The following is a 20,714-nucleotide window of genomic DNA, read 5'->3' as shown; positions in this document are numbered from 1 at the left end:
TTCGACCCGCACCCCACCCGTACCCGACCGGCACCAGTCCCGTACCCGACTCGCGCCCGACCCGTACTCGGCTCGCGCCCAAGCCCGCACTCTGGCCTGCGACGGCACATCGCAGTAGCGTCCAACCATGTCCGAGCAGCACGAATATGCCGCCGAGGCCGAGCGGCTCCTGCGGAAACTCCCCGAGCACCCCGACGATCGCGAGGAGCTGCTCCTCGCCGCCGCCGCACAGTGGGTCCTCGCCGAGCGCCCCGCCGAGGCCCTGCCTCTCTACAACGAACTCCTCGACCCCGCCTCCTCGGACTCGGCCTCCGACCCCGCCCTCGTCCAGGCGCTCAAGGCCTCCGCCCTCTGGGACACCGGCGCCGAGGAACAGGCCCGCGACCTCGCCGACGCCGTACGCGCCCAGGCGCCGGCGAGCCTGGCGCCGTGGCAGATCATCGGCGAGACCTTCGAGGTCCACGACGACCTGCCGGCCGCCGCCGCATGGTTCGAGGACGCCACCGACCACTTCCTCACCCCCGACGAGGTCACCTACGAGGCCCGCCGGATCCTGATCATCCGCCACCGTGTCCGCCGGCTCCTCGGCGAGTCGCACGACGACCGCGACCACCTCGCCGACTACGTCCACAGCGCCCCGGTCCCCCTCGACGAGCTGCACGACCCCAAACGCCTCTGGTCGCTGGGCTCCGACGACCCCGCCGAGGTCCGCCGCGAGATCGAACGCCTCCGCACCGAACTCGCCGACCACCGCGCCGCCCTCTCCCGCCCCTACCCGCTGGCGGTCCTGTACTGGCCCGAGGCCGAACTCATCGCGCTGCTGACCCGGTACCCGATCTTCGCCGCCGACTACGGCAGCTACCCCGAGCACCTGCGCAGCGTCGAGCAGGCCCTGCACGCCCTCTCCGCGACGGGCGCCCCGCACCTCGGCGTCGTCACCGCCACCCTCCCCACGTACGAGGCGTACGCCCGCGCCCAGTCCCTGCCCCCGGCCACCCCGTCCCTCCCCGCGGCCTACGCCACCTCCCTGGCCGCCCGCGGCCACGCCACCCCCTGGCCCCCGCCGCGCAACACCCCCTGCTGGTGCGGCGCCCCGGCCCCGTACGCCGAACACTGCGGCCGGCCGGGGACCTGTTAGTCCAGCCTCACAGATCGAATGCAATCATCTCAAACCCATTTGGGAGCCCACGACGATTCCGCGGACAGAGACGGAGGTAAATCCGGAGACGCTCGCCAGTGCGACCTTCTGAATTTTTGAATTGGATGAGATCGACGACGATGGTATCGACTTCTTTCGCGACATCGGATATCGAAGAGAAATCGGCATACCGTGAGGTCTTCGACAATTCGCCTAAGAGCGTCGCCGGAATCGCAACCATGGATGACACGTCGAGCCCCAGGGTGGACTTTGAAACCATAGCGAAATCCATCGAAGAGAACGACCCTGAACTCCTTCCACTGAATTTGATCGGCCGGGGATCTCCTCGATGAGGACATCGATATTGCAAATGAAGGGGGTGTCGAGTCCGCGCTCGACTGTCCGAAAATCGTCCTTTCAGTTCTTGTGTCTGTTTTGACATCAGAAATGCGCCTCCACAGCAAACCGCAAGGGAAATTCTTCAAATCACGCATGGTTCGGCCACCCCGTTTTCATCGCAAGTGGATCGCCTGATCGAGGAGCGGCTTCAACCACTCGTCAAGAATTCCGGATGAGGATTTTCCATGGACTCGACGAGGACGGTGTTGGCGAGGGAAGGGTCCTCGCCCTCGAATGTCCGAGCTTGGCGTAATCGACACTCTCGGAATCGACGCTCGAGAGCAGGGGCAGCCAGGCGGCCGTGACTCCGGGCCGGAGCAACCGAGACTCCGGCGAGGATGCGTAAGTGGCATCCGTCGGCGGCTCCGTCCACGCCCCTGCGCCTTGAGTCGACCAGGGGTTCCGCCCAGGACCTCTCGGCGCGATCGGCCGCTCGTGCGTACTCCGCAAGCGTCACTGGTCTGACCGCTCGCGGCAGCCTCGGGGATCCACCTGGCGAGGCCTGCGCACTGCAACGACGGCAACGACGGCAACGACGAGACGAGATCGGTGCGCAAGCCCCGCACTCTGCGAGGAGTGCCATCTGCGGTGGCATCCCTGCCCATCCCTATGACTGGCCTCGTTCGAGCGGTCTCGTCCGCCGCATCGCGGACGAGGATCCTTCCGCCTTCGCTGCTCGTCGGTTCTTCCGGCTCTCCGATCAGCCTGCTGGCGCAGCCGACACCGCGCGTCGGTTCACCAGGACGGTAACGCTGCCACCCGTCGTGTCGACTGCTCTTTCCTTCGGCCGTCGATCCCGAACGAGCGCACGGCTTGCGCCTAGGTGGCCCGCCTCAAGTGTGCTGAGCAGCCCCCTCCTCGACAGATGAGCCCGGGAGCTTCGACTCCGTCTGATGATCATCGGCCTCCCGATCACTGAGCCCGGGCAGGACGGGCCACGCCATGCCTACGTAAGAGATGGCAGGCACTCCTGCCAGTGAAGATTTCGGATCTGCATTTATTCCCCAAACCGAGTTTCAGGTGTCGGTAGTCTCGCTGAGGACATTCTGCCTGCGGCAGTCGGAGGGACTAGGGGTAAACGTCGATGTCGCTGAGGTCGGCCGCCGAAGTACGACGAGACGGCGAGTTCGATCGATCGGGTGACATGGTAGCCGGAGCCGGCGTTGATCCGGTACACTGTTTAAAATCGCTATTTTTCCTCAGTAGCGCTCGAGACATCTGCCGTAGCGAATTCATCGGAGGTCGATCAGGGGTGGCGAGTCTTCGCGATTCATCGGATGCGGCGGCACCGTACCGGGTCATCGACCTGTTTGCAGGTTGCGGCGGAATCTCTGAAGGTTTTCGCAGGTCGGGATTCTTCCAGCCAGTGGCCGCTGTAGAGCTGGATCGAGCCGCCGCTGCCACGTATGCCGCAAATTTCGGCGAGGATCATATTTTCCAAGGGGATATCGCCGAATGGGTTCAAGGCGATCTCCCCGAGGCGGATGTGATCACCGGCGGGCCTCCTTGCCAGGGCTTCTCGAACCTCGGTTCCAAGCGTGACGACGATGAACGCAATGATCTCTGGAAGCGCTATGTAGAGACCTTGCACAAAGTGCAGCCGAAGGCGTTTCTCATGGAGAACGTCGACCGCTTCTTCAAAACTCACCAATTCCAGTCTCTTCGGGAAGAATTGGGCCGCGGCAAGCTGCTGCAGAACTATCGCATCGATGCGGCGGTACTCCGTGCGACCGACTTCGGATCCGCTCAGCTCCGGAAGCGCACGATCATCATCGGTACCCGTAAGGACGTCGATCAGATTTTCTTGCCCGGCGTGCAGGTCGCCGAGGCCGGATGGCGGTCGGTGAAGGATGCCATCGGGGACATCGAAGCGACAGTGCCGGATGGGCACGTAGATCTCCCGACAGAGCGGGAGTTCAAGGTCTTCGGTGGAGTGGTCCCCGGAACCTACTCGGCTCCAGAGCTGCACATCACCCGGAACTACATCGATCTCTCCCGCAGGAGGTTCGAGGCCATCCCCGAGGGGGGGAATCGCCACAACCTCCCCTTCGCACTTCAAGCTCCGTGCTGGCGGGGATTCCGCGGGGGTGCCGGCGACGTCATGGGCCGACTCCGGTGGGAGAGGCCGTCCGTCACGATCCGGACCGAGTTCTGGAAGCCGGAGAAGGGCCGCTACCTGCATCCGGTGGAGCATCGCGCGATCACGCACTACGAGGCGGCGCGCATCCAGGGGTTTCCCGATAGTTTCAAGTGGTGTGGGAAGAAGACCGAGATCGGTCGGCAGATCGGAAACGCCGTGCCTGTGGAGATGGCCGAGGCCCTGGCCCGACACATCGGCGAGCGCCTGTCCTGACGCAAACAGGAACGGACGGGGCGTGAGCCGGGCCGCTCTTCGACCGGAGAGGAAGCACATCATGGGTGAGCGAGCCCACCCCAAGTCGGCTGATGCCGGCGCCTCATGGGCGTCGAGCGAGGGTGTCCGTCGCAGCATGCGCTCCAACAAGGGCCGCGACACACGTCCCGAGCTGACCTTGCGGCGTTCCGTGCATGCGGCGGGGCTTCGGTATCAAGTGTCCGCCCGGCCGCTGCCCGCCGTTCGACGTACTGCCGACCTGGTCTTCACGCGAGTCCGGCTCGCGGTCTTCCTCGACGGCTGTTTCTGGCATGGGTGCCCTGAACACCACACCCGAGCCAGGACGAACGCCGACTACTGGGCCGACAAGGTGCGGGTAAACCGCGAACGCGATGCGGAGACGGATCGCCTGCTCGTCGAGGCCGGCTGGGAGACTCTGCGCATCTGGGAGCATGAGGAGACCCAAGACGCGGCCAAGCGTGTCCTCGAGGCATACAGACACCGCTCCGCCATGATGGCCGAGGCCGCTGCACGGAGACGATCAAGCTGACGTCGGCGACTGTAAGGTATTTGTCACGGCACCTCAGTATCGTTTGATCCGGACCAGTCTTCGTCGAGTCGGACCACGGTTGCCCCACGTTCGCCGGCTCCGGGCAGCAGGAGCGATCATGGAAGATCCGCGCATCGAGGCCGCCTGGAAGCGGTTTCAGACGAGACTGGACACAGCGCTCCCTCACGAGGTGACACAGGAGCTCCGCGACCTGTTCGTGCCTGACAAGGTGATCGAGGAGCTCCTGCGGCGGCACGACGTCGAGACCACTCGCATTGCCAGTCTGCGGGAACCGCTGGCCCTCGGGCGCGAGAACGCCCTGCCCTGGTACACCGGCCCTCGGGCCGAGGACAAGAACTGGCCAGCCTTCGAGGGCATTCTCCGTCGCTCGCTCGGGGCGGATGCGGCCCAGAAGATCGATGAGGCGTCCACTCGGGTGGTCGCGATGCTCGATCATCCGGCTGCTCCCGCGTTCCGTTCGCGGGGACTCGTCGTGGGGCATGTGCAGTCCGGCAAGACGAGCAACTTCACCGGGGTCGTCTGCAAGGCCGCAGACCGGGGCTATCGGATGTTCATCGTCCTGTCCGGGATTCACAACTCTCTGCGACGTCAGACGCAGGCGCGGCTCATCCGCGACGTGGTGAACCTGAACAAGCCGTCGTGGCATCAGATCACGAGCACGGAACACGACTTCGTTCCGCCGCCGAACGCTCAGTCGTTCCTGGCTTCGAAGGATCAGACGCTTCTACTGGTCGTCAAGAAGAATGCAGTCGTCCTCCGGAAGCTGCGTGACTGGCTCGAGCAGGCACAGGAGCAGCTGGGCAACTGTCCGACGTTGATCATCGACGACGAGGCGGATCAAGCGACGCTGGCGACCCGCCGGATCAACCCCCTCATCAGGGACGTGATCACCCGTCTTCCGAAGGTCTGCTACGTGGGCTACACGGCGACCCCGTTCGCGAACCTGCTGACCGACCCGCTCGACCACGAGGACTTCTACCCTCGGGACTTCATCATGAGCCTCCCCCGAGGCGAGGCCTATCAGGGGCCGGAGACTCTCTTCGGCCGTCATCCTCTCGACGGGGAGGACCCGGCCGAGGTGCCGGGCGGCCTCGACATGATCAGGACCATTCCTGACGGTGAACTCGACGATCTACGTCCTAAGAAGCAGAGCGCTGTCGCAGGCTTCGCGCCGGCGATCACTGAGTCTCTGCGCCGCGCCACGCTCTGGTTCTGGTTGGCCACGGCCGTTCGGCATTCACGGGGTCAGCGCGACCAGCACTCCTCGATGCTGGTTCACGCGCACTCCGACACCCGCGTCCACGACTCTTACGGAGCACCGCTCGGCGCATTGCGAGAGGAGGTGGCCCTCGGCCTCGCAGGCCGAGACTCCGTGCTGCTCGAGGAACTTCGGCTGCTCTGGGAAGACGAGTCTGCGAGGGTCGACCCGGCCGGCTTCGGAATCGCCGTTGTGGGCTTCGAGGAGGTGCTCGACCACTTGGACGGGGTGGTCGAGACAACCAAGATCGTAATGGACCATTACCGGAGCAACGACCGACTCGACTACGACTCCGGGCCGGTGAACGTCATCGCTGTCGGCGGGAACACGCTCTCTCGAGGACTCACACTCGAAGGACTGGTCGTCAGCTTCTTCGTGCGTTCCTCGAACGTGTACGACACCCTGCTCCAGATGGGCCGCTGGTTCGGCTATCGGCCTGGTTACGAGGACCTGCCGAGGATCTTCATGCCTGACGAGACCCGGCGCTGGTTCATGCACCTGGCCACGGTCGAAGAGGAGATGCGGAAGGAGATCGACCGCTACCTCACGGAACACAAGTCGCCCATCGATCTCGCCGTCCGGATCCGGTGCCACCCGAAAATGCGGGTGACGGCGCCGTCCAAGGCAGGCGCGGCGGTTCGCACGGCGGCATCCTATGGTGGGCAGCTCGTCGAGACCCACTATTTCCCGTGTCTGCCTGTAGACGATGCCTTCAAATGGCATGCGCGTAACGCAGATGCGGTCCTCAAGTTCCTGAACGTGGCTTCTGCAGAGGGTCGGACGGACCAGACCGTCAAGCCCGGCCGGGCCTTGTGGCGTGAGGTGCCGATCGACCACGTGCTCGACTTCATCGACGCTTATCAGTTCCACCCCAAGTCGGTCGAGGCGTCGGCCGATCTGATGCGGGAGTACATCCGCCGACGTAACGACAAGGGAGCACTCTCGTCTTGGAACGTCGGTGTCATCGGGAACGCCGTCGGGGACGATTCGACTCCGCTCTCGCTCCCCGGCGGCATCACCGTCGCGCCGGTCACCCGTACACGTCTGGCCGCGAGTGCCTCTGACGACGTTGCCGACATCAAGACGCTCACCGGTTCCCGAGACGAGGCACTGGACCTCAAGATCCCTCATGGTGAAGAATCTGTGAACCGGACCACGCTTCAGGAGTTGAGGGTTCAACAGCAGCCCGAGCGGGGCCTGGTCCTCCTTTACCCGATCGATGCCAGGTCTGAGGTTCCGGTGCGTAAGCAGAACGGGGAGAAGAAGAAGATCGAAGGCCGCGCGCCGCTCGACGCCCCGGGGGACATCGTCTGGGGTGCCGCCCTGATCTTCCCTCGCCCGAGCAAGGGGGACGCGGTCGTCGAATACGACTACGTCGCAGCGGATCTGCGCCAGGTCTTCCCGTCGGCCGGCGAGGACGACTCCGAGGACGTTTCCGTGCTCGACCAGGACCTCGACGGTGACGCAGAGGGAGGCGCGTGAACACACCGCCGGACATCTCCGCCCTCTCCGCCCAACTGCGGGAGAAGTTGGAACTGCTGTGGGCGCGGCTGGACGATGAGTCTCGATCGGGCTCCCCGGACCTCATGCTGACCGCGGAGCTCAAGATCGCCACGTCGCACGGCCTGGTCAGGCTCGGGCGGGACGCCGATGGCATGCGGCACCTGCTCGTTCCGATCGCGCCGACTCAGCGGCTGGACGACGACCGGCGTAGCGCCGGCGTGCACCTCACCAGTCGGGTGCTGCTCGTCGACGACCTGCCGGTCCGCTTCGCGGACCTCCTCTGCCGGCGTCGCGACCTCACCGGTGTCTTCACCGGGCTCGTCGCCGACGTCTGCGCCAGAGTGGCCGCCGAGCCGCATGGATCTCCTTTCCGTATCGCTCAGACCCTCAACTCTTGGCGTCTCCTGCTTGGGGGCCAGACCGGTCGATGGACGGTGCCGCGCCTTGCCGGGCTCTTCGCTGAACTCACCGTTCTGGAAAAACTGTTGGACATGAGATCCACGGCCGCCGATGCCTGGCAGGGACCGACGGGCTGCGCCCAGGACTTCCGCAGCACTCACCACGCGATCGAGGTCAAGGCGTCCACGTCGGCAGGCGGACGGATCGTCCGAATCCACGGTGTGGACCAGCTGGAGGTCCCTGCGGGCGGTACTCTGCACCTCGCATGGTTTCGCGTCGCGGTCTCCGCAGGCCAGGAGGCCAGATCGATTCTCGACATCGTCGAATCCTGCCGAGCCAAGGCCGACGCCGTGGACGTGTTGGACGCGCGCCTCGCGCCTCTGGGTATCACCGGGGAGGTCCACGCCGTCGTGGCGGACACTCGCTTCGAGTCGACGGACGAGCGCTGGTACCACGTGGGCGAGGCCTTCCCCAGAATCGTCCCGGCCAGCTTCTCCGAGGGCGCAGTACCCACTGGTGTCGGTGGAGTGGAGTATCTCGTCGACCTCGACAACGTTCCCGCCCGAGCCGACCGAATCGTCGCTCTCGACCGTCTGGCATCCGACTTTTGAATGCGTACACCTGGTACTCCCAACCGTTCCGGGCAGACGGAGGCATCACCGCCTACGGGCTGCTCGGTCAGCTGGGCCGGCCTCAGCTGTCCCGTCTGACGATCTTGGTGCGGGAAGCCGCACAGAATTCCTGGGACGCAAGATGTGGTGACCAGGCCGTCGTGCGGTTCCGCCTCGATCTGAGCACCGTCGGAGCTGCGCACATAGGAGAGTGGCGGCGGCTGTTCGCTGACGGTGTGCCTCAGGCGGGTGATGCCGGCGGAGCGTTCAAGAGGCTCGGGCAGGCTTCCTCGATCCGGTACCTCGCCGTATCGGACCGTGGGACCAGAGGGCTCGGTGGCCCCACACGCTCGGACGCCGAGTACAGCACTCGGCGCGAATGGCTTCGCTTCGTCCTCAACAGCGGGGACAGAGACGGAGACCAGCAGGGCACGACCGGAGGAACCTTCGGCTACGGCAAGGGTGCCTTCTACCTCGCATCCAAGGTGGGATGCACGTTCGTCTACACCCGGTTTCGCGACGAAGGCGGAACGCTGCGGTCGCGCTTCATCGGGGCTGCGATCCGCAAGGCCTTCTTGTTCGACGGCTTGAACTACACCGGCCGCCATTGGTGGGGGAAGGCTGGGAACGAGCACTGTGAACCGCTCGTCGACGAAGCGGCGGACGATGTGGCGAGGCGCCTCGGTCTTCCTTCGTTCAGCGGAGAGGACACCGGTACGACGGTGATCATCGTCGATCCGGACCTCTCCGATCCGACGCTGCCGGACAGCGACTCGGCCGATGAGATGAACACCAATGACGCCGGCACGTACCTGGCTGACGCGGCGGCGTGGAATCTCTGGCCGATCATGTTGAAGGAACGAGAAGCCCGGATGTCCGTCGCCGTCACTGCGAACGGAGTCGAGATCGAAGTTCCGAGCTCTTCAACCGATCCGACACTCGCCTTCTTCGCCGATGCCTACCGCAAGACGGCCATGGGCCGCGGAGAGGTGCTCAGCTGTCTTCGCCCGCAGAAGGAACTGGGCGACTTCGCCTACGAGTACACCTACGCGGCGACCGTGACGTCACCTGCGGCCCGCGACCTGGGCATCGAAGGGGCGCCGCACCATGTCTGCTTGATCCGTGGTCCGGAGCTCGTGACGAGATATGTCGAAGGCCCTGAGCGTCCCAATCCTAATGTGGGCTATGCGGGTGTCTTCAAGGTCTCCGACGAGCTCGATGCGGTCTTTGCGCGCTCCGAGCCGCCCACACACGATGCTTGGGCCTATCAACAGCTGAAGGGTCACGAGGCGACTTTCGTGCGGACCCTCGGTCGACGACTCAAGGAACGCTGTGACTCCATCAGCGGAGCCACGGCCAAGAAGGCGTTCAAGGTCGGGGACTATTCGGTCGGTTCCGTCGCCCAGCGCCTAGGACACTTGTTGGCAGGCCCTGGAGGCACCGGTACAGCAGTCATCGACATCGCTCCACGTCCAGGAACTTCGGTCACGCCTGGCCAGTCGATGGCGGAGACGGCGGTCGCCGGTGAGCACGAAGAGCCGTCGCCCGGTGAAAGACCATGGGACGGAGCTCATGAGGGGGATGCAGCCGGTACCCCGCTTGGGGGCGTGTCGCCGGACGGGCCGCGCCCTCGTACGACGGCGACCCGGCGGCCGACCCTGGTCTCCTCGCCGCGTTTTGAAGTCCTCGACGGACGGCCCGTGCTGGTTCAACAGGTGAGGCTGCACGGTTCGGGCCGTAACGAGGGGTACGTCAAGGTCGTGACCGGCGAGGGCGGTACCGAGAACTCTTCCCCGATCGGCGCGATCAAGCCGACGGTCTACGGATGGCGGCTCGCGGGCGGGCACATCGTTCCAGGTGAGGTCTTCTACCACGCCGAAGGCCTTGCAGAGGTCGAACTCATCGTGAACGCAGTCCCCGACGTGGTTCTCGACATCGATGTGACGGGGCAGGCATGAGTGTGCAGGCGTGGCCGTACCGTCGGCCGCTGAACCGCATCGAAGCCGAACCTTGGCGGACCGACGAGGCAACCGGCCGGCTTCTCCCCGCCGCACTGCCGACGTGGGACTACACAACAGACCTCACGCTCGCGCGCGTCGTGCACTTGGATCTAGCTGGAATCCGAGAGGACTGTGGGCTCCCCGATAGCGCGCCGCTGCGACTCTGCGGCCGGTACTGGCCGTCCACGTCACGACTGCGCTATCCGGCCTTTCGGACGCTTCTGCCCACACACACTCGACAGAACGTCACCGTCATCGAGATGACCGCACAGGGAGCAGACCTGGGCGGCTTCCTCACCATCGAGACCATCCTCGAACTCGCCGAAGACATTCAGACGGATCAGCCCTTCGTGCCGTACCGGGCCGGGTCGATCCTCTGGAACGACCAGGCCAGAGTCCACCTGGAGGGTGCAGCCGGATTGCTGCCCACCGCACCTGTGTCGTTTACAGAAGCCGGACTTCCGCACGGCGCAGCCTGGTACGTCAGCATGGACGGCGGTGACTGGCAGCAAGCCGCTATGGGCAGCCTGCTGGTGCTTCTCAACACGGACAACACGGCGATTCAGAAGGCCCTCGAAGCCGAAAAGGACGAGGTCACCGGCTTGCTGTGGGACACCTTGGGCATCGACATCGTGACCGACCTCGTGGGCCGAGCTTTGGATGACGAAGCGTTCGACGAGGATCAGGATGCGAGGGATTCGGAGGGAGACATGACGATGGCCGGCCTGGTCCGATCCCTCGTCCGCATCTACCTCGCCAACCCGACCGAAACCCCTGCGCTGGCGATCAAACGGCTCCGAGACGACCGCAGGGGTGATCCCTCGCGATTCCGTGCCCACGTCCAGAAGGGAGTCGGCTTTCCCCGGGAGGCGGCCCGATGAGTGTTCTGTACCCCAGGCTGCTCCCAGGAGAGTCCGACAGGCTGTTCGCGGAGCTGCAGGGCCAAGAGACCGGAACGCACGGGAAGATGGTCGCCAGTCATTCTCCGCGCTCGGTGTTCGCAGCCACCGGCGGCAGGCGGGTCACCCGCGATGAACTCGACGACCTTCGCCACGCGATCCTGGCGGCAGCTCAGGAACAAGGCTTTCCCAATGCTGTCGGCGGCGCCCAACGCAACGCATTCGACCAGCGGACGGCACGGATCCTTCATGAGCAGAGCCTCATGGTTCCCGGAGAGGCGGCGCAGCGTCAGGTGTGGGCTTTCCTCGCGCTGGTACTGCTTCCCGACGTCTGCGTCTGGCGATGGCCGGCCAATGCGGAAGGAAGGTACCTGGCAGACCGATTCAAGGGCATGGACCTCACGCGCCATGCGCTGGCCCGGCTCTGGACACGCGCTCATGTCCTGCGCGAGCCTCGGGTTCCGGAGCCTTACGGACTTCTACCCGTCCTAGGGGAAGCGGACCTGGATCAGATCATGGCGAGGCGTGGATCCATCGCTGCATCCCCAGCACTCGTCCGTGCAGTCGTTCGTGGCCAAAGGGACGCAGAACGAACCGGCGACGGTGGGGTGACCTCGCGCACCATCCTTCGGGAGAGCCTCATCCGCCTTCTCCGTCTGACGGCCTTTCTCGACGTCGACTCACTCTCGGAGCCGGAGCTCGACCATCTCGTCCGCATGCTCCGGTTGGAGGCCAAGACGTCGCTGTGATGACCTTTCACTATCGGGGCACCTCACCCCAGTAAGCTGCGTCGGCGCCAAACTCCAGAAGGAATGCATCCAGCTTTGCATCACTGATCAGCAAAGCTTCGCCTCAGCCGATTCGGCCTCGAAGTGCATCTGCGCGCGGTCCAGAACATCGTCTGGGTCGAGACCCTGGACGGTGAGCCAGCAGAGGAGGTCGGCGATCAGGTCTGTCGCGGCTTCCTCCAAGACGGGTGTAGCGCGGGTCAGCGGTACCGGCATGCCGAATTCGCAGGCGTAGGACTCCAAGGCGACGGAGGCACGTTGAAGGCGTCGGCGTTGACCGCTCTTCGGGAGGGCGAACTCGCACCAGACGAACTTTCCCGCAGTCGTGCGCGTCGAACCCCAGTCCGAGGCGACCGCGGCAAGGATCAGTAAGCCGCGACCGCATTCGTCGTCGGGTGACGGCTCGCTCGCTGCCGGGAACTGCGGGCTGGCGTCGTGGAGTTCGAGGCGGAGCGTGTAGTCGTCCAGGTGCATAACGAGCGTGGCTGGGGCGCCGAGACCTACGTGGTTGACCGCGTTCGCCGCCAGTTCCGTGGCGGCGAGTGCGACAGGATGAGCCAGTTCGTCGCTTCCCCAGACTTTGAGTTGGAGCCGGACGACGCGGCGAAGGCCGGCGATCTCGCCCGGGTCACCCCCAAAGGGGAGCACGCACGTTCGTGGGCGGTGGTTGCCTCGGTAGCGGCGCATGGGAATCAGCCCTCCCTGTTATCACCATGCGTGCCCGGAGTAGAGCACGCCGTGACTGCACTGGAAGGATTGCAGCACGCATCCCGCCATGCAATGTGCACATCGGGATGTGCCGCGAAAGAGTGAACGGCGCCCGGGAGTGTGGATCTGCGGAAAGCTTCTTGCCGCCGCGTTCCAAGCCTCGGAAGACTGATCACGATCTGCCCTGAGAGGGAGGTACCAGTGGCCGGTTCGCCGACTGCCCGCCGTCGCCGTCTGGCGATCGAGCTCAAGAAGCTCCGCGAGGACAACCACCTCACCTGCGCCCAGGTGGGGAGCGCGCTGGATTGGAGCGGCTCCAAGGTCAACCGGCTGGAGACGGGGAATGGCCGCGTACAGCCGTCGGACATCGATGCCCTCTGTCGGTACTACGCAACCGCCGATGAACTGCGCGAGTTCCTGAAGGGGCTGGCCAAGGACTCGAAGGTCAGGGGTTGGTGGCACGCCCACGGCGATGCCGTGCCGCCATGGTTCTCGGTATACGTAGGCCTAGAGCAGGACGCCGCCAACCTGCGCCAGTACCAGTGCGAGTTCGTGCCAGGCCTGCTGCAAACACCGCAATATGCGGCTGAGTTGCATCGCGCAACGAATCAACTCTGCGACGACGAGTTGGAGCGGATGGTGACCGTGCGCATGGAGCGGCAGGCCCTCCTGACCCGCGAAAACGCTCCCGATCTCTGGCTGATCGTTCATGAGAGCGCCTTGCGACACATCGTCGGCGACCGCACAGTGATGCGCGATCAGCTCGAACGTATGCTGACAGTAAGTCAGTTCGGCAACGTTACGTTGCAGGTCATCGCATTCGACGCGGGGACCTATCCCGCCACGGGAGCGTTCACGATTCTCGGCTTCCCCGAGCAGGAGGACCCCGATGTCGTGTATCGGGATGGACTGACAGACGCCATCTACCTGGAGACGCCGGACGACGTCAGTCAGTACACGAAGGCTTTCGACAATCTGAGGGCCATTGCGTCCAGCCCGCCGCGCTCGGCTGTGTTGATCAAGAAACTGTTGAAGGAGTACTCCTGATGAGCACCAACCCCCAGCAACCGGTCTCCGAAGCGCGGTGGCGCAAGAGCAGCTACAGCAATGGATCAGGGGGCGAATGCGTGGAAGCCGCACCCATCCGCGGCGGCGCCGCCGTGCGGGACTCCAAGGATCCCGGTGGGCCGGTACTTCGCTTCTCGGCCGATGCTTGGGGAGCCTTCATACGTGCGGTGCGTGAAGGTGGCTTGGAGTAGGCAGGGCCAGCGTGGACCGCGTCGATCACTCTTAGGGTGAACGGGGGTTTGGATGCCCGGCGTTGGCGCTACAGTGCGTGACATCACATACGCACTTATGTGACCCCGGCGGCGCGCCAACGCCCCGGGGTCCGGCACCAGGAGATGTAGAGCTCCCCATGCAGATTCATCGTAGCGCGCACCGTCGCGCTTACACGGTCATCGACAACGCGGCGCTTCAGGACAATCGGCTGTCGTTCGCCGCGCGTGGCGTCCTCGGGTACCTGCTCTCCCGCTTCGACGGCGAGCGGATCGATGTACGGAAGCTGGCCGCGCTGTGCAAGACGGGGCGGCAGCAGATCGCCAACGCGCTCGACGAGCTGAAGACGTGCGGGTATTACGTCGTCGAGCGCGTGCAGGATCCGGAGACGGGGCGCGTCACAACGCGGACGTCCGTATACGAGAACCCTGAGGACCGGCAGAAGCCGCAGAACCCGCAGGTCGTACCGGTGGCCAGGAAGCCGGACGCCGGGGACCCGGGAAATACCCCTTCGGGGGAAAGTACGGGGCATGAAGTACCTCCCTCCCCCGCCGAGGTCGCGGACGCGGACGGTGCGCTGCTTCGGCGGATCGCGCGGATCGAGCCGAGGCTGACCGTCGGGGTGGCGGAGGCCGGGCCGTTGCTGCCGTTGTTCGCGCAGTGGCGGGCGCAGGGGGTGCCGGACAGGGTGCTGGCGCAGATGCTGACGGCCGGGCTGCCGAAGCAGGTGTTCGCGCCCGCCGGGTTCCTCGCGGCGCGGCTGGTTCGGAAGCTGCTGCCGGATGTGAGGGCGGCCGAGCTCGGGCGTGGGCGTCGCGAGTGCGATGAGTGCGGACGGCCGTTGGCGGTCGGCGCGGACGGGTGCTCGTCGTGTGCGCGACAGGAGCGGAAACGTACGCCGGAGGGCCCGGCGCCGTCCGTCGCGCGGGACGGACGGGCGCGGGTGCGGGCCGCGCTGTCCGCAGCGATGGCTTGACTCAGGCTTAACCCGCTGGTGGCGAGTAGCGGGCCAACCGGGCGGTCAGCGGACCCGTACCCCGGCGGGCGGGCCCGCCCGGAAGCCTTCGGCGAGGACGGCGACGAGCGCTCCGGTGAAAAGCGCCGGGTTGGTACGGACGCTCTTCGGGCTCACGCTGCAACCCGCACACTGTGCCGTTCCATGCGCAATCGGCGCTCGACGGTCCGCTGCCAGTCCGCCTCCTGGAAGTGACACTCCTTGGAGTCAACCTCCAGGGCCACACCGGCGTCAGGCCAGTAAGCGTCCGGGCAGGCGATGAATCGGCCGGAGTCGGTCACCAGGTCGCGGTTCCACAGCGGGTCCGGGATCCCGGCGGCACGGACCGCCGCGCGGGCCTGTCCCTCGGCAACGGAACGCACTCCGGCCAGCAGCTCCTCGGCCACGGCCGCGAGCTCGGGGCTGCGCGACCGATGCCCGGCGGTCAGCTCGTCGAGTAGATCGTCCGGTCGCCAGAACCCCCGCTGGGCCACCGAAGCCAGCACGGCGCGCAGCCCGGTGGCCGTGCCGGTCCAGTACGCGGCAGCGTCGGCGGCGGCACGCGGAGCGGGTACGGAGGGGATGCCCTCGACCTAGGTGCCGCCCGGCCAGCGCCGGGTGCGGACGATCCGTACGCACGAGGCACCCGCGATCCGGCGGGTGTTCTCGACCAGGACGGACACCGCACCGTCCCGCGCCGCCGTCTCCGGCGCAGCGGCACGGATCCCGTGCAGGGCGAGGGCCGCACGGCCGGTGAGGAGGGCGGTCGGCGGGCGGCGGTTCTCGTCGCCCCGCGCCGAGGCGTACAGAACCGCGGCCAACAGTCGCTGGTGCGGGTCGGCTGCTCCGGTCTGGAGAAGGTAAACGTGCGGAAGGATCCGCTGCCACGGGCCACCGGCACGGGTGCGCTTGGAGACGGTGGACGTGGACACCCCCACCATGGCCAACTGGTGAAGCGTGGCGAGGTTGCGCTGACGGCCGGCGAGGGCGCGGAGAGCGACTGCGTCATGGGAGCAAGGATTCGGCATTCGGGCGGCCTACCCTGCGGCATCGTTTCGCCTGCGACCTGCGATCCGCTTGCAGCGTGATGGTGACAATTGCGTGGAGTGTCTGCGTCCGTCAAGGACGCTTTTGCTCCACAGGCACCTTCGCCGCCATCAAGGATGACAACTACGATGCAACTTCACGCCACATGAGGTGCGAGCGTGCAGCGGAGGATGGGGGCGGTCGGTCGTGGGCTGGTACGTGTGGGCGATTGCGTGGGTCGTCCTGTCGGGTGGTGGCTGGTGGGGCAATCGGTTCCGGAATGCGATGCGTACCCGGCATGAGCGCAAGGTCGAACTGATCTCCGCGGAGGGCGAGAAGCAGCGGGCGCTGCAGGCGGCGAACCGGCCGCCGGAGGCGATCTGCGGTTGCACGCACCATCTGGCCAAGCACGACAAGCAGGGCAAGTGCCACGAGGTGGTGCAGACGCCGACCGCGTGGGACGGCGAGAAGAAGCCCGTCTCGTACGAGGCCCGGCCGTGCAACTGCCAGCAGTACATCGGCCCGCGGCCGCTGGAGACGCTCTACGCGGAGGACATCGTCGACCTGTCGTAGGCCGGACTGTCGTAGGCCGGACTGTCGTAGGCCCGCCGGGCAGGCCGACGGCCCCGGTGCGGGGGGGTCACCGGGGCCGTCGGGTTTCGCGGTTGGACTGTTGGGCCGTTGGGCTTTTGAGCCGGGGTCAGACGGCGATGCCGTGGTCGCGCAGCCACGGCATCGGGTCGATCGGGTCGCCGGCTCCCGGGCGGACCTCGACATGGAGGTGCGGTCCGGTGACGTTGCCGGTGGCGCCGACCCGGCCGATCGTCTCGCCCGTGGTGACCTTGCCCGAGGTCTGCACCATGGACGAGAGGTGGCAGTACCAGATCTCGGTGCCGTCATCGAGGGTCAGGATGATGCGGTAGCCGTACGAGCCCGCCCATGCGGCCGACGTGATGGTGCCGCTGTGGATCGCGGACACCGGCGTACCGGTGGGGGCCGCGAAGTCCTGGCCGGTGTGGGTGTTGGCCCACAGGGAGCTGGACTCCCCGAAGCTCGCGGTGAGCGTGTACGAGGCGACCGGCTTGGTGTACGAGGCCGCCAGTACGGCGAGGCGTTCGGCCTCGGCCTTCGCGGCGGCAACCTCCGCGGCCTTCTTCTTGGCAACGACCTCGGCCTTCGCCGCCGCGGCGGCGTCGCGCACCTTCTGCGCGGCTGCCTCCTTGGCGGCCGTCACCGCCGCTTCGCCGGCGGCCGCGTCGCGCACCGCCCGGTCCGCGGCGTCGCGCTCCTGGGCCACGTGGTCGAGGATGCGGGTGCGGAGCGCCTCGCCGGCGTCCGTCGCCCATGAGTTCGTGGTGGCCGCGGCGGGCCGAGCACCCGGATTCTGGGGTGCGGACGCCGTGGACGGCGACGGATCGTCCGCGTCCACGAGGGCGCTGATCCCCGGCATCTCGGAGAGCTTCGGGAGGTCCGGCGCATCCGGCAGATCGGGAAGATCCGGGAGCGAGATCGGCACCGGCGACTTGTCGGCGGCGGCCGCCATACCCCCCGCGCCCATCGCGGCCACGGCCGCGACGCTCAGCACGGTCGAACCACGGGCTATGGAACGCGGCTTGGGGAGCCGGTGCTTGCCCCGATCCGGGGCAACGGACTCCGCGGTGGGGTTCCATTCGTCCCATTCGCCGGCTTCTGGAGCCTCGGGGGAAGGGGCGTAGGCAGGTTGGTTCGACGCCACGGGTGGCGCTCTCCTTTCCTTCCTTCTCGCCTACCGGGTTAGCTGACGGGTTCGGAGCAGGAAGGTCTCCTACGGGCCAAAGTGCAGCCCGATTCACCCCAATGAGTGGGTCCCCGGTTCCCGCGGACGGGATTCGGCAAGCGCACGGTGCCGCCTCTACGGCGGCAGTGACGACCGCGCTGCGTTATCGAACGTTAATTGAGCCGGGGGTCTTTTCCAAGCCGAACGGAGGAGTTGACGGATGGGACTAATGGAATGGACGGGACGGAATCGGGCGAAGAGGGCTGATCGGAGTGACCTGACAGTGATGTGAGCGTGTGTCAGTTGTTATGCAGAGGGGATTTGCTCCGCTACGGAGGGTGAGGGCGACGACACGGTGATGGCAGTGGTCATCTCAGCCCCTCACGGCGAACGCCCCGGCCGGATGATCCCGGCCGGGGCGTCACGCAGTCGCTGGGCGCAGCTCATGTCGTAGGGCTGCGCGCAGGGGGTCAGCCCTGGTGGCGCCGGCGGCGGAGGCCGAAGAAGGCCATGGCCGCGCCGAGGGCGACCAGGACGCCCGCGCCGGCGACGAGGGTGCCGTTGCTGCCGTTGGCACCGGTGCGAGCGAGGGAGCCCTTGGTGTTGGTGGTGGTGGGCGCGTTCGTGGTGGGCGAGGCCGACGGGACGGGGCTGCTCGTGGTCGCGGGCGCCGACGGGGTCGGCGTGGCGGTCGGTGTGCCGGTCGGAGTGGTGACCGGGGCCGCGGGGAGAACGGTGATCTTCTCGGCGGCCTCGGTGATGACGCTGGTGTTGCCGCTGCTCAGAGCGGTCTGGGCGGTCAGGTTGAGGACCTTGGCCGTCTTGGGGGCCTTGCCCGCGGGCACCGTGAGCATGAGCTTGTAGTGGTACGTCCCCTCGGAGAAGCCGGCGGGGATGTCGGGCACCAGCCACGTGTTGACGTGGTCCGGGGCCACGACCTCGACCCAGCGGCCGTCGATCCACACGAACAGGTTCAGTTCCGGGTCGCCGCCGGTGCCCAGCGCGGTGAGCTGGGTGCGCAGGGACTTGCTGAACCGACCGCCCGCCTCGTTGCGGACATCGAGCGAGAAGACCGCCGACTTCGCGGCCGACACCTTGGTGGAGCCGCCGAAGTGATCCGTAATCGTGCCGATCCTGATCGAGGGGCTGGCCTGGAAGGAGATCGAGGGGATCGAGTGCGAGGGGTTGTCCTCGTAGCTGCCGGTGTCGAAGGTCAGGGTGAGGTTTCCGTCGTTGGCGGGGAAGTTCGCGTTGAGCCCGACGGTGATCTTCCATGTGTACGTGGCCTTGGCCGGGATCGAGAAGAGGCCGGTCTTCGTGCCGTGCGGGTGCAGGCTGACCAGCATCGCCATGTCCTGCCTCCCCACCTCGATGTCGGTGGCCGGTGCCGAGACCGGCTCGACCGCGAACTTCACCTCGGAGCCGTCGAGCGGGCTCGGGCCGCTGGGGATGCCGAAGACGTTCGCGTTGAACTCGACGGCCTTGGCGTTGTTGTTCGTCGCGCTGACGGTGTAGGACTCGGTCGCCCCCCCGCGGGCGAGCGGGCCGGTCGGCGACGGGGTGCCGAACGCGATGTGCAGCGGCTTGGTGGCCGGGGCGTCGGCGTACGCGACAGCCGGCATGAGTACCGTGCCGCAGACGGCGGTGGCGACGGCCACGGCGGCGACGAGGCGTGGACGGCGGGACAGGGTGCGAGCGGACATGATGGTTCCCCCCCGGGAAGCGTGAACGTGGTGGGTGGAGCTGGATGTTGCGCCCCGCGCGGCTTTCCGTTCAGCGTTCCCGTTCGGCCCTGGCGGCTTGCGATGAGGAAATCTTCACACGCGGTCGATCCCTGATTCGTAGGGGAAGCGTCACTGCCGTGTAACGGCGAAAGCGGTGGTCACGAACGTGCTGACCCGATCCGCCCGCGCCCTCTTCACCGGTCTGGACCACTGCCAATCGGCCAGGCCCTTGGCAGCCCTCCCGCCCCGGGCCCACCATGGTCGGGCCCCAACTGATGGTCATGCACCGCGCCCCCCACCATGACGTCCCAGGGAGCCTCCATGAACCGCACCCCCGGCGAGCCGGCCACCTCCCGACGCGCACTGCTGCGCGGCGGCCTCGCCCTCGGCGCCGCGGCGGCCGCCGCCGGCCTCGCCGCCGCGAACCGGGCCGGCGCCGGTCCGGTCGCCGACGCGGCGGCGGTCGACTACCCGTCGGCCGTCTGGTCCCCCGCGAGCACCAGCAACTACACGGTGTCGAACCGGACCACGAGCTATCCGATCGACCTCGTGGTCATACACGTCACGCAGGAGACCTACGCCGACACGATCCGGGTCTTCCAGGACCCGGCGCACAAGGCGAGCGCGCACTACGTCGTCAAGTCCTCGGACGGCTCGATCGGACAGTGCGTGCGCGAGCACGACATCGCCTGGCACGCGGGCAACTGGGACTACAACACGCGCAGCATCGGCATCGAGCACGAGGGATGGGTGGACCAGCCGGCGTACTTCACGACCGCGATGTACCACTCCTCCGCCGCGCTCACCGCCGAGATCTGCGGCAAGTACGGCATCCCCAAGGACCGCGACCACATCATCGGCCACGTCCAGGTCCCCGGCACGGACCACACGGACCCCGGACCCAACTGGGACTGGGTGCGGTACATCCGGCTCGTCAACGGGGTCTGAGGCCCGCGGGACGCCCACAGGACGTCGGCGGGACGCCCGGAGGACGTCAGCGGCACGCCCGCAGCACGCACGCAACGACGCCCGCGGGACGTTCACAGCACGCCCGCCACTGAATCGTGAATCGACGCCGCGCCCTAAACTCCTTCCAGAACTCCAGGGGCCCCGCTGTTACGAAATCGGAACACAGCGGAGACGGATCCTGGACAGTAACTTGTCCGTGAATTCCGGCCGCTTCCAGGGGTGCGCATTTATGCATCACGAGGCCGCCGACCTCGGGAAACTGCCTTAACGTTTCCGCTGATTACTATTCGATCACACGTACGTCAACCTGCGAAAACTCATCCCTCTCCCGAATCGCTCC

At 66.5% G+C, this 20,714-nt stretch carries 18 protein-coding genes and 1 riboswitch; of the genes, 13 read left to right on the top strand and 5 right to left on the bottom strand.

Annotation, left to right across the window (positions count from 1 at the left end; all coding sequences use genetic code 11):
• Positions 1-127: 127 nt before the first annotated feature.
• From AC07DC_RS09885 to AC07DC_RS09850, 8 genes are all read left to right on the top strand, one after another.
• A complete protein-coding gene (locus AC07DC_RS09885) occupies positions 128-1,138 on the top strand; it encodes a hypothetical protein (protein WP_478913566.1) in 1,011 nt (336 codons plus the stop codon).
• Positions 1,139-2,789: 1,651 nt separating this feature from the next.
• Positions 2,790-3,890, top strand: a complete 1,101-nt coding sequence (locus AC07DC_RS09880; RefSeq protein WP_478913564.1) for a DNA cytosine methyltransferase — start codon at positions 2,790-2,792, stop codon at positions 3,888-3,890.
• A 61-nt stretch (positions 3,891-3,951) separates the two neighbouring features.
• The gene (locus AC07DC_RS09875; RefSeq protein WP_478913562.1) at positions 3,952-4,440 is read left to right on the top strand and encodes a very short patch repair endonuclease; all 489 of its coding nucleotides are present in this window, start codon (positions 3,952-3,954) and stop codon (positions 4,438-4,440) included.
• 118 nt (positions 4,441-4,558) lie between these two features.
• Entirely contained in the window at positions 4,559-7,201 is a 2,643-nt protein-coding gene (locus AC07DC_RS09870; RefSeq protein WP_478913561.1) for a Z1 domain-containing protein, read from the top strand.
• A 47-nt stretch (positions 7,202-7,248) separates the two neighbouring features.
• A complete protein-coding gene (locus tag AC07DC_RS09865) occupies positions 7,249-8,232 on the top strand; it encodes a PD-(D/E)XK motif protein (protein ID WP_478913559.1) in 984 nt (327 codons plus the stop codon).
• Complete coding sequence (locus AC07DC_RS09860; RefSeq protein ID WP_478913557.1) at positions 8,229-10,190, top strand: hypothetical protein; 1,962 nt, start codon at positions 8,229-8,231, stop codon at positions 10,188-10,190. The genes AC07DC_RS09865 and AC07DC_RS09860 overlap by 4 nt, the downstream gene beginning before the upstream one ends.
• Entirely contained in the window at positions 10,187-11,113 is a 927-nt protein-coding gene (locus tag AC07DC_RS09855) for a hypothetical protein (protein WP_478913555.1), read from the top strand. Before AC07DC_RS09860 ends, AC07DC_RS09855 begins: the two co-directional genes overlap by 4 nt.
• A complete protein-coding gene (locus AC07DC_RS09850) occupies positions 11,110-11,880 on the top strand; it encodes a DUF6339 family protein (RefSeq protein ID WP_478913553.1) in 771 nt (256 codons plus the stop codon). The genes AC07DC_RS09855 and AC07DC_RS09850 overlap by 4 nt, the downstream gene beginning before the upstream one ends.
• An 87-nt stretch (positions 11,881-11,967) precedes the next feature.
• On the opposite strand, the gene AC07DC_RS09845 is transcribed toward AC07DC_RS09850, so the two are convergent.
• A complete protein-coding gene (locus AC07DC_RS09845) occupies positions 11,968-12,606 on the bottom strand; it encodes an ATP-binding protein (protein ID WP_478913551.1) in 639 nt (212 codons plus the stop codon).
• Between the two features lie 222 nt (positions 12,607-12,828).
• Here AC07DC_RS09845 and AC07DC_RS09840 point away from each other — a divergent pair, with 222 nt between their 5' ends.
• From AC07DC_RS09840 to AC07DC_RS09830, 3 genes are all read left to right on the top strand, one after another.
• Entirely contained in the window at positions 12,829-13,674 is an 846-nt protein-coding gene (locus AC07DC_RS09840) for a helix-turn-helix domain-containing protein (RefSeq protein WP_478913550.1), read from the top strand.
• Positions 13,674-13,886 carry a DUF397 domain-containing protein gene (locus AC07DC_RS09835; RefSeq protein ID WP_478913548.1) on the top strand — a complete coding sequence of 71 codons (213 nt, stop codon included), beginning with the start codon at positions 13,674-13,676 and terminating at the stop codon, positions 13,884-13,886. Before AC07DC_RS09840 ends, AC07DC_RS09835 begins: the two co-directional genes overlap by 1 nt.
• Positions 13,887-14,044: 158 nt before the next feature.
• Entirely contained in the window at positions 14,045-14,881 is an 837-nt protein-coding gene (locus AC07DC_RS09830; RefSeq protein ID WP_478913547.1) for a hypothetical protein, read from the top strand.
• Between the two features lie 152 nt (positions 14,882-15,033).
• Here AC07DC_RS09830 and AC07DC_RS09825 read toward each other — a convergent pair whose 3' ends face one another.
• Together AC07DC_RS09825 and AC07DC_RS09820 are read right to left on the bottom strand one after the other, a co-directional pair.
• Positions 15,034-15,405, bottom strand: coding sequence for a hypothetical protein (locus tag AC07DC_RS09825; RefSeq protein ID WP_478913546.1), 372 nt, complete (start codon positions 15,403-15,405; stop codon positions 15,034-15,036).
• 87 nt (positions 15,406-15,492) lie between these two features.
• Complete coding sequence (locus AC07DC_RS09820) at positions 15,493-15,927, bottom strand: hypothetical protein (protein ID WP_478913545.1); 435 nt, start codon at positions 15,925-15,927, stop codon at positions 15,493-15,495.
• Positions 15,928-16,210: 283 nt separating this feature from the next.
• Between AC07DC_RS09820 and AC07DC_RS09815 the strand changes: the two genes are divergently transcribed.
• Positions 16,211-16,498, top strand: a complete 288-nt coding sequence (locus AC07DC_RS09815; protein ID WP_478913544.1) for a hypothetical protein — start codon at positions 16,211-16,213, stop codon at positions 16,496-16,498.
• A 127-nt stretch (positions 16,499-16,625) separates the two neighbouring features.
• On the opposite strand, the gene AC07DC_RS09810 is transcribed toward AC07DC_RS09815, so the two are convergent.
• On the bottom strand, positions 16,626-17,660 hold the full coding sequence (locus AC07DC_RS09810; protein WP_478913543.1) for a M23 family metallopeptidase: 1,035 nt from the start codon (positions 17,658-17,660) through the stop codon (positions 16,626-16,628).
• A 12-nt stretch (positions 17,661-17,672) separates the two neighbouring features.
• A riboswitch (cyclic di-AMP (ydaO/yuaA leader) is annotated at positions 17,673-17,809 on the bottom strand.
• A gap of 342 nt (positions 17,810-18,151) precedes the next feature.
• Positions 18,152-19,384 carry an LPXTG cell wall anchor domain-containing protein gene (locus AC07DC_RS09805; protein WP_478913542.1) on the bottom strand — a complete coding sequence of 411 codons (1,233 nt, stop codon included), beginning with the start codon at positions 19,382-19,384 and terminating at the stop codon, positions 18,152-18,154.
• Positions 19,385-19,726: 342 nt separating this feature from the next.
• Between AC07DC_RS09805 and AC07DC_RS09800 the strand changes: the two genes are divergently transcribed.
• Positions 19,727-20,353 (top strand): N-acetylmuramoyl-L-alanine amidase, encoded by a 627-nt coding sequence (locus AC07DC_RS09800; protein ID WP_478913541.1) that lies wholly within the window; start codon positions 19,727-19,729, stop codon positions 20,351-20,353.
• Positions 20,354-20,714: the final 361 nt, after the last annotated feature.

The sequence above is a fragment of the Streptomyces sp. NPDC045021 genome, from assembly GCF_056432645.1.
Note: the sequence above shows the minus strand (reverse complement) of the source record. Positions and strands in the feature narration are given on the sequence as shown.

What these genes read in the sequence shown, in the direction of transcription:
- AC07DC_RS09850 (WP_478913553.1), top strand. Translation starts at nt 11,110, where the DNA reads ATGAGTGTTCTGTACCCCAGGCTGCTCCCAGGAGAGTCCGACAGGCTG.
- AC07DC_RS09830 (WP_478913547.1), top strand. Translation starts at nt 14,045, where the DNA reads ATGCAGATTCATCGTAGCGCGCACCGTCGCGCTTACACGGTCATCGAC.
- AC07DC_RS09845 (WP_478913551.1), bottom strand. Translation starts at nt 12,606, where the DNA reads ATGCGCCGCTACCGAGGCAACCACCGCCCACGAACGTGCGTGCTCCCC.
- AC07DC_RS09815 (WP_478913544.1), top strand. Translation starts at nt 16,211, where the DNA reads ATGCGTACCCGGCATGAGCGCAAGGTCGAACTGATCTCCGCGGAGGGC.
- AC07DC_RS09835 (WP_478913548.1), top strand. Translation starts at nt 13,674, where the DNA reads ATGAGCACCAACCCCCAGCAACCGGTCTCCGAAGCGCGGTGGCGCAAG.
- AC07DC_RS09855 (WP_478913555.1), top strand. Translation starts at nt 10,187, where the DNA reads ATGAGTGTGCAGGCGTGGCCGTACCGTCGGCCGCTGAACCGCATCGAA.
- AC07DC_RS09800 (WP_478913541.1), top strand. Translation starts at nt 19,727, where the DNA reads ATGAACCGCACCCCCGGCGAGCCGGCCACCTCCCGACGCGCACTGCTG.
- AC07DC_RS09875 (WP_478913562.1), top strand. Translation starts at nt 3,952, where the DNA reads ATGGGTGAGCGAGCCCACCCCAAGTCGGCTGATGCCGGCGCCTCATGG.
- AC07DC_RS09870 (WP_478913561.1), top strand. Translation starts at nt 4,559, where the DNA reads ATGGAAGATCCGCGCATCGAGGCCGCCTGGAAGCGGTTTCAGACGAGA.
- AC07DC_RS09805 (WP_478913542.1), bottom strand. Translation starts at nt 19,384, where the DNA reads ATGTCCGCTCGCACCCTGTCCCGCCGTCCACGCCTCGTCGCCGCCGTG.
- AC07DC_RS09820 (WP_478913545.1), bottom strand. Translation starts at nt 15,927, where the DNA reads ATGCCGAATCCTTGCTCCCATGACGCAGTCGCTCTCCGCGCCCTCGCC.
- AC07DC_RS09885 (WP_478913566.1), top strand. Translation starts at nt 128, where the DNA reads ATGTCCGAGCAGCACGAATATGCCGCCGAGGCCGAGCGGCTCCTGCGG.